General features: G+C 66.2%; 4 protein-coding genes and 1 pseudogene. All 5 read left to right on the plus strand.

Translation table 11 applies throughout. From position 1 onward, the window contains the following. A pseudogene (locus ACFT7S_RS38355) lies at positions 1-5,189 on the plus strand (RHS repeat-associated core domain-containing protein); the annotation flags it as partial. 834 nt (positions 5,190-6,023) lie between these two features. Next, positions 6,024-6,359 carry a hypothetical protein gene (locus tag ACFT7S_RS38360; protein ID WP_382741112.1) on the plus strand — a complete coding sequence of 112 codons (336 nt, stop codon included), beginning with the start codon at positions 6,024-6,026 and terminating at the stop codon, positions 6,357-6,359. A gap of 29 nt (positions 6,360-6,388) precedes the next feature. After that, positions 6,389-7,492 (plus strand): DUF4190 domain-containing protein, encoded by a 1,104-nt coding sequence (locus ACFT7S_RS38365; RefSeq protein WP_382741115.1) that lies wholly within the window; start codon positions 6,389-6,391, stop codon positions 7,490-7,492. A 289-nt stretch (positions 7,493-7,781) separates the two neighbouring features. Next, complete coding sequence (locus ACFT7S_RS38370; protein ID WP_382741118.1) at positions 7,782-7,943, plus strand: hypothetical protein; 162 nt, start codon at positions 7,782-7,784, stop codon at positions 7,941-7,943. Between the two features lie 32 nt (positions 7,944-7,975). Next, positions 7,976-8,530, plus strand: coding sequence for a hypothetical protein (locus tag ACFT7S_RS38375; protein WP_382741121.1), 555 nt, complete (start codon positions 7,976-7,978; stop codon positions 8,528-8,530). Positions 8,531-9,287 lie beyond the last annotated feature (757 nt).

Here is a 9,287-nt window from a genome sequence, read left to right on the forward strand (position 1 = left end):
CGGCCCGGCACGACTGGAACGTCACCTCACTCGCACAGTCCTGGGTGAGCACCCCGACGTCCCAGAAGGGCGTCGCCATCAAGATGGCCAACGAGGCCGTCCAGCAGGAACGCACCCTGTTCCTGTCCTCCGAAGGTGCCGAGCCCAAGCTCCACCCGAAGATCGTGGTCACGTACATCGACTCGACCACGGCCTCGACGTACTTCGCGCCGCAGACTCCGGCCCGGATGACGCCGAACACCACGTACACGGTGGACTTCAACCTGACCAACACCACCACGGCCACGTGGAAGGCCACCGACCAGGTCCTCACCTACAAGTGGGCCCTCCCGGACGGCACCGACGTCACCAACGGCGGCAACCAGATCCAGACCGCCCTGCCCCGTGACGTCGCACCGGGTGACTCGGTCAGCCTCCAGGCCCAGGTCAAGACCCCGATCAACTCCGACTCCGGCAACAAGCGCACCGACTACGCGCTGACCTGGGACGTCTTCAACAAGACCAACAGCACCTGGGTCTCCGGCACCGCCGGCATCCCCGGCCTCAAGCAGAACGTCGCGGTCGAGGACCCCACCTCCAACACGCTGGGGATGGAGAAGTTCTACTCCTACGCGGGCAAGAACACCGGCGCCGGCTCCACGGTCATGAACAACACGGCCGCCGGAAACAGCGTCTGGTCCTACAACGCGTTCTCCAACCCCGGTCGCGGCCTGAGCACGTTCGCCCGCTTCTCCTACAACACACTGGACACCTCCGACACCGTCCTCGGGCACGGCTGGTCCGGCCAGTTGGCCGGACCCACCCGGCTCGGCGCACCGCTGGAGTTCCACCCCAAGCCCAACCCGACCGAGATCAAGCTCCCGGACGGCGACGGCACCACGCACGTCTTCAGCAAGCAGCCCGACGGCAGCTGGAAGGCCCCGGCCGGCGTCCACTACAAGCTGGAAGCCAAGCTGGGACTGGACTGCACCCCCCTCAAGGACCCGATCCCCGACGCCTGGACGATGACCCGTCCCGACGGCACCAGGTTCCTCTTCGGCTGCGACGGTTACATGACGTCGATCGTCGACAAGAACGGCAACACCCAGACGTACACGTACGAGGAACGCAAGTCGAACAACAAGCCGACCAAGTTCCTGAAGTACATCACCGACCCGGCGGGCCGTCAGAGCCTGACCCTCGAGTACTACGCCAAGGGTGAGGCCGGCCCGAAGGTCGACGACCACGTCAAGTCGATGACCGACATCTCGCAGCGCAAGGTCACCTTCGAGTACTCCGACAAGGGCCTGCTCACCAAGCTGACCGACGGTGCGGGTTCGTCCCAGCCGAAGGTGTTCGGCTTCGAGTACGACGCCACCCAGGGCAACAAGAACGTCAAGCTGGTCAAGGTCACCGACCCGCGCGCCAACTCCACCGCCCTGGCGTACTACTACCCGAAGGAGGGCGACGACCCGAAGTACCACTGGTGGACCCAGACCGTCACCGACCGGCTTCAGGGCACCATGGGCTTCGCGTACAAGGTGAACACGGCCAACGCCAAGTTCACCGACACGACGGTCACCGACGCGGAGAACCGCGCGACGAATTACGTGACGGACGACTTCGGCCGCCCGGTGCAGACCACCAACGCCAAGGCACAGACCACCAAGCTCGCCTGGGACGGGGACAACAACGTCACCTACCTGGAAGAGGCCAACGGCGCCAAGACCGCGTACTGCTACGACCAGAAGACCGGCTACCCGCTCTGGCAGCGCGACGCCGAGAACAACAAGACAGGCGTCCCCACGCAGAGCGAGTGCGCGCCCGGTGTCTCCCCGGCCAACGCGCAGAAGTACGAGTACAAGCCGCGTCCCGACGGCTTCGGGGCAGATCTGGCCAAGAAGATCTCGCCGGAGGGCCGCGCCTGGCAGTTCGGCTACGACACCTTCGGCAACCTGAAGACGGTCACCGACCCCAAGGGTGTCGCCACCCCGTCCGTCACCGGTGACTACACCACGTCCTACGAGTACGACGCCTTCGGTCAGCTGACCAAGGCGACCGACGCCAATGGCAACCCGGCCACGAACAGCGACTTCGGTCCGACCGGCTCCCCGGCGAAGACCACCGACGCGCTGAACAGGACGACCGCTTTCGTCTACGACGAGCGCGGCAGGGTCACCGAGCTCACGGACGCACTGGGCAAGAAGACCAAGCAGACATACGACACCTTCGGACGTGCGCTGGTCAAGACCGTGCCCAAGGACCAGGCGACGGGCGACGTGATCATCACGCCGGCCCCGGTCTACGACGCCAACGACAACGTCACCACGTCCACAGCGCCCAACGGCGTGGTGTCAACGGCCATCTACGACGCCACCGACCAGGTCATCTCCGCGACGGCGCCCAAGGACACGGCCACGTCGGGCGAGCGCCGGACGACCTACGCGTACGACAAGGTCGGCCACGTCCGGTCGGTCACGGAGCCTAAGGGAACGCTGACCACGGCCGACGCGAACGACTACAAGACCATCAACAACTATGACGAGATCTACCAGCTGGCGTCCGTCGTCGACGCGGCCGGCGACAAGATCAGCTACGAGTACGACAACGTCGGTAACGTCACCAAGGTCATCGACCCCAAGAAGAACGTGACCGCCGACACCACCGACTACACCCGCAAGACCACCTACGACCTGAACCACCGGGTCGTCACGGCCACGGACGCGGCCGGGAAGGCCACCTCGCGGGCCTACGACAAGGACTCTCTCGTCCTCTCCACGACGGACGAAGAGAACAACACCACGACCGTGACCTACGACGAGCGTGGCAAGCAGACCGAGGTCAAGTCGCCGCACGACGGCACCACCTCGATCACGTACAGGACGACCAAGTACGAGTACGACCAGGTCGGCAACACCACCCGGGTGATCACCCCGCGCGGTACCGGAACGGCCAACGCGGACGACTTCGCCGCCAGGACCGAGTACGACCAGCTGAACCGCCCGGTCAAGCAGTTCCAGCCGTACGACCCGAACGACGGCCGCTACAACAAGGCGAACGTCTACACGCAGACCGTCTACGACGAGGTGGGCCGGGTCGCCAGGACCTCGCTCCCGCCGTCGGAGGGTCAGACGGTCCGCAACGACACCTCGTACTCCTACTACGACAACGGGTGGGTGAAGAAGTCCACCGACCCGTGGGACATCGCCGCCACGCACGACTACAACGAACTCGGGCTGCAGACGGCCCGGACGCTCACCTCGGCCGGCGGCTCCTCGTCCCGGACGATGGGCTGGGAGTACTACCCGGACGGCAAACTGAAGTCCAGGTCGGACGACGGCGCTCCGGTCGGTGGCGCAGTCGCTCTGGTGGACAACTCCGACACCCAGAGCACGTCGGCGACCGGCACCTGGACGAAGGGAGACATTGCCGGTCAGCAGGGCTACGACCACCAGACCCACACGGCGGGCACCGGCACCGATGCCTTCACCTGGACAGTGAATGTGCCGCAGGACGGCTCGTACACCGCGTATGTGCGGTACCCGAAGGTCACCGGTGCCGCAACGACGGCGAAGTACACCGTCACCCATGCCACGGGCACGGTGAACGTGACCAAGGACCAGAACGCGGCTGCAGGCACCTGGGTCCAGCTCGGCACGTACACCTTCACCAAGGGTGACACCGGCAAGCTCCAGCTGTTCCAGAACAGCGGTGGCGTTGTCGTGGCGGACGGCGTGAAGCTGGTGCGCGACAACTCCGGTGAGACGGACAGCGAGAAGCGCACCTTCGCCTATGCCTACGACGTCAACGGCAATATGACCTCGGTGGACGACACGTCGTCCGGCAGCACGGTTGACGCCTACACGCTGGCCTACACCGGCCTCAACCAGGTCCAGAAGGTGACCGAGGCCCTGGCGGGCCAGGAGAAGAAGGCCACGTCGTACACGTACGACCCCAACGGTCAGCCGGAGACGGTCACCCACCCCGACCAGTTCTCCAGCTACACCTACGACCTGCGCGAGCTGGTCAAGACGGTGTCGGTCGGGAAGTCCGTATCGGACGCCTCGCCGAAGGTCACCTCGTACACGTACACCGACCGGGGCCAGAAGCTGAAGGAGACAAAGGCCAACAGCAACACCGTCGACCTCACCTACTACCTGGACGGCGCGCTCAAGCTCCAGCGCGAAAAGAAGGCGAACGGCACGCTCGTCTCCGAGCACACGGTCACCTACGACGGCAACGGCAACAAGACCAGGGACGTCGGCAAGAAGATGAACGCCGACTCTCCGTCGTCGTACGTCGACGTGACGGCGAACTACACCTACGACCCGGTGGACCGGATCTCCGGAGTGACGAAGACCGGTACCAGCTCCTCGACCGAGACCTACGTCCATGACGACAACGCCAATGTCGTGTCGCAGAACGTCGAGGGGGCGTCCTCCACCTTCACCTTCGACCGCAACCGGCTGCTGTCGGCGAATGTCAACGGTGCCGTGGCGGGCTACACCTACGACCCCTTCGGCAGGCTGGAGACCGTCTCGGGCGAGGGCAAGATCGTCGAGCGCAACACGTACGACGGCTTCGACCACGTCGTGGAGAGCTCCAAGCTGACCGAGACCGGTGGGCAGGCGGTGACGAAGTACACCTTCGACCCGCTCGACCGCACCACCAGCAAGACCTCGGGCGGCAAGACGACCGAGTACGACTACCTCGGCCTGTCCGGCGAGGTGCTCACCGAGGAGGTCTCGGGCTCGCTCACCGCTTCCTACCAGTACTCGCCGTGGGGTCAGCGACTCTCGCAGCTGAAGACTGTCGGGGGCACCGAAGAGCTCGGCGTGTACGGGTACAACACGCGCGGAGACGTCGAGTCGGTCAGCACGGCGGCCGGCGACACCAGCGCCACCTATGGCTACACCGCCTACGGAAAGGACGACGCGGCGGAATTCACCGGCCTGGACAAGAACGCCCCGGCCGACCCGGCCGAGGCCGCCTACAACCCGTACCGCTTCAACGCGAAGCGTTGGGACGTCTCCTCGGACACGTACGACATGGGATTCCGCGACTACGACCCGAGCCTCAACCGCTTCACCACCCGGGACATGTACACCGGCGCCCTCGCCGACATGAAGCTCGGCACCGACCTGATGACCGGCAACCGGTACTCCTTCACCGGAGGCAACCCGGTCAGCAGGGTCGAGCTCGACGGACACGAACCGGACTGCATGGGCTACAACAGCTCCACCTGCCCGCGGATGGACACCGGGACCTCGATCTCGGGCCCCGGCGAGTGGGGGAACGCCTGGCAGTACGACCCCGACGCAGGCTCCTCCGAGACTGAGGCGACTCCGGCCTCCGGCTCGGGTGAGTTCGGCAACGCCTGGCAGTACAACAACACGCTGCCGGGAGCCTCGGAAGGCTGGACCCCGCCCAAGGAGGTACCCGCGTGGGAGAACTTCCTGGGCGGCCTCTTCGACACGGCCATGGGCGGCGGCACTCCGGGCGAGTCCTTGCTGCGGGACACAACGGGCTACGGCACCTCCAAGTTCCTCTGCGTCAACGTCGACGCCGGAATGCTCTGGGGCTACGCGGCCTCCGGATGCCTGGGGTCCATGCGCACGGAAGGCGGTTACGACCTGGCCTGGGTCGGGTCCGAAGGGCCCGAGCTGACCACCCCGGGGTTCACCTTCTCCGGGACGGCCGGATACAGCAACGCCGACGACTGGAACCAGGTCCGAGGATCGGGGCTGAACCTCGACGGCACACTCGGCATTTTCACCGGTGGCTACGGTCAGGCCGTCAACGCCACCAACAACTGCATGGACGACGGGTCCAGCCTGCCCATCACCAGTGTGGTGAGGAACGGCAACGACGACCCCGTGGGGACGTTCTCCTTCGGGGTCTCGACTCCGGGAGGCGACGTCGGAGGCTCACTCACCTGCACCGGAATTCACTGACCGGGGTCGGTAACCAACAAATCTGAACAACCGTGGGGGCAGGTATGATCCGCCGCCTGCCCCCACCTCCGACTCTACGAGGCAATCCATATGGAGATATTCCTCGGCCCCTTGCTGTTCACATCCCTCGGGCTGCTGTACATGACCAACCCCCTGGGACTCGGCGACGCGGCTTTCCGGCACATGAACAAATACCCCAAGATCGACTGGTCCCCCGAAGCGGCCCGACGGCAGGCTTTCGTGATGGGCAGAACAGCCTTCGCGATCGGCGCCGGTGCGCTGATCTGGGTGCTTCTCCTCGAGTTCGAGGCAAGCCATCCCGTCAAGGTGGCCTTCCTGGCAGTCGCGATTCCCTGCGCTCTCGCTCTCGTACTCTTCACGGTCATCGACACCAACAAGCGGGCGTCGGAGCAACGCCGGCCATAGACAGCCGTCCAGCGAAGAAGGGTAGTTCCGTGTCCCACCCTCACCCGCCGTACCCGCACCAGCCCCCGTCGCAGGCCGAGACGTTGAACCCCTTCGCAGTCACCGCGTTGGTGACGTCCTTGCTGTGCCTCGCCCCCCTGGGCCTGGCCTTCGGCATCGTGGCGCTCGTGCAGATACCCAGGAGGAGGCAGCGTGGCAGGGGGCTCGCGATCGCCGGCGTCACTGTCTCCGCCGCGGTGCTACTACTCGCGGGCACAGCCGCTGCCGTGGTCGACTTCAGGGTCTGGACGCCTCCCGCCCGAGATGCGGCCGGCGAGATAGTGAAGCCCGGCTGGACCGCTTCCCACGCGATCGAGCCTGGCGATTGCTTCACCCCGCGGTCCGGGGCACCTGGACGGGACGCACCGCCGACGCGCGGCGCAGACGTGCGCCTCCTGCCGTGCGACGCGCCACACCGAGGAGAGGCGTACGCCACCTTCCGGCTGTCCGAGCAGGACCGGCCCCCATCGCGGGACGAGATCGCGGCGACCGCCCGGCCGCAGTGCGCGAAGCTCTTCCTCGATTACACGGCCGACCCTCTGGCGTCCGGACCGTTGCAGACCTACTTCTTCTACCCCGACGAGCGGGGATGGGCAGCCGGGCAGCGCGGCGTCCTGTGCTGGGTCGCCCGCCCGGGGAACGCCCTGCTCGACTCCTCGGTACGGCTGGACGCGGCCGACTTGGACCCGGCGCAGTCGGACTACCTCATGGCATGGAAGCCACTGAACAGCGCAGGCGTGCTCCGCCCGGCCAAGAGCCCCGCACAGGACCTCGTCGGCGCCCGGGCATGGGCGGCGCGCATGGCCGAGGCACAGGCCGAGACAGCCCGGCTTATGAAGGGCGCCCAGTTGCCCGGCGGCGCGGAGCAGCCGAAGGCGCGGCTGGTGGCGGAGTTCGAAGCGGGGCTTCCGTTCTGGCGGCAGGCGGCCGAGGCATCCGACGCGACGTCCTTTCTCGGGCACCTCCGCTCGGTGGACAACCACTCCGGAAACACGCACAGCCAACGGATCCGCGTTCTGCTGGACCTTCCCGCTGCCCCGGCCGCGCCGGCTGGGTCGGCGGCAGCGCCGGTGACGAACGCGGCGCTCCGCTGATCGCGCCAGCGGGACCTGGGAGAATCAAGGCAGGCAGGTTCGGGTTCCGTCAGTGGTCGGCGCCTCTGGGGGGCCTGGCGGCCGACCTGGAGGCCGAGCTCCGGGCGGTCGATGCTCAGCCGGAAAACAGCACGACGGTGCACGGCTGCATCTGGCTCACCCTTCCGTCGGCCGGAATCCACTGGAAGGATCTCGAGTGGCTCGCCTTCGGCGCTTCTCTCATGCGACGGCCGCTGGCTGAGGCGTACCCGAGTGGTGTCGAGATCCAGGTGCACGACTTCATTATCCCTTGGTCGACTACAAGCCCGAGGTCGCCGCCGTGTGCATGGCCGGATGGCTCCGCGAACAGCTCAACGTGGCGGAGCCGGGCATCGTGGTCAGGGCCGACCGGGTAAGAGGGGCGTTTGTCTTCGAATGGGGTGGTCCGGTAGGGGACCTGTTCACGGCGTAGTCGCAGTTCAGCGCACCTCGTTGGGGGGTCTGTTGCAAGGGCGTATATGGATCGACTGGCGTCTGGTGTGTCTCGCGGCGATGGTCGCGGTGGGAGCGCCGGGCCAGGCAGTTGTCGAGGAGATCGGTCCACCGGCGCGGTTGGTGCTCGCCGTGATAGGTCTGTTCGCGTGGTGGTATCTGTTCCGATGCCTGGCGGACGGCTGGGGCAGCCGGTTGCTGCGGAGGGACGGCCGGGAGCCCTCGTTGGCACCGTGGCTCGTGTTCGTTCTCTGCTTCTATGCTCATGGGCTCCTGCTCGGCCATGTCTGGCGGGACTGCGGAGTCGGGGAGCCGGGCTCCACCCTGCTCCATGTCCTGGTCAGTTCAACCGTGATGGGTCTCGCCGGAGTGGCGGCGTGGATCAGACTGAGCGGGCCTCCGGACGCGCAGCGGGTGCTCGTTCCCGCTGTTGGGGTGCTCGCCCTGGCCGTTCTGCTGCTCTGGCCCGCGATGGCGGTGTGGCACCTTCTGGCGGGGTCCACCGGGCAGGCATGCGCACCGGGTGACGTGCCCGCATGGTGGCCGGCACTGCTGCCCATCGGTTGATTCCGTGGGTACGGTCCGGCCTGCGTCCGAGATCATCGGTACACAGGCGGGAAGTCATGCACGGAGTACGGCCGAGTCGCCGACTGCGGGGGCAGGGCTCTGCCTTGCCGGGGTCGTGTTGGCGGATATATCACGATGCCGACCGTTTCTCGTTGTGGGAAGTGAGACTCGTGTGCGACAACGCGTCGTCCTGAGTAATGAGCGACCGGTTCACCCGAGCGTGGAGGAATGGGCCGAAGCGTCTCCAGGGAGCGGTGGTCAAGCCGCAACTGCACCCTAGAGCACACGATGTCGGTCGTGGCGAGCCGCTCGCGATGGCTGGTGGCAATTCACTCGTAGGGGAGTGCCTGGATTGCTTCGGCCTCCGCGGTGTGTCTAAGGTCTGGTCCGGGTTGAGGGACCCCTCGTCGTGCGCCCTTCCGGATCGATGGCGCAGCGTGTCGAAAGCCCTCGCCTCACGCTTCACCACTCGTCAGAGTCGTGTCCGCAGCAAACTCTTTCGGGTGTGGATCCTTTCGAGGGAGGGCTGACCAGGGAGGTCCTTGTAGCGACGTTCAACACTGTGTCCGCGCTTCCATGAAAGCTCAGCTCGCCGGTGGAGTGAGGAATCGTTGCGCCGGTGACATGCTGGTCATGGTCGCCCGAATTGCTCGCAAGTGACCGTTGGACGAGGGGGCTTGGGTGCGAGACGGGTCCGGTACACGATCGCAATGGCCAGTCCGATGGTGGCGCTGACGTCGGCGAAGGCAAGCGCCCC

The organism is Streptomyces sp. NPDC057136 (genome assembly GCF_042670885.1).
Lineage (GTDB): Bacteria > Actinomycetota > Actinomycetes > Streptomycetales > Streptomycetaceae > Streptomyces.

What these genes read in the sequence shown, in the direction of transcription:
- ACFT7S_RS38360 (WP_382741112.1), top strand. Translation starts at nt 6,024, where the DNA reads ATGGAGATATTCCTCGGCCCCTTGCTGTTCACATCCCTCGGGCTGCTG.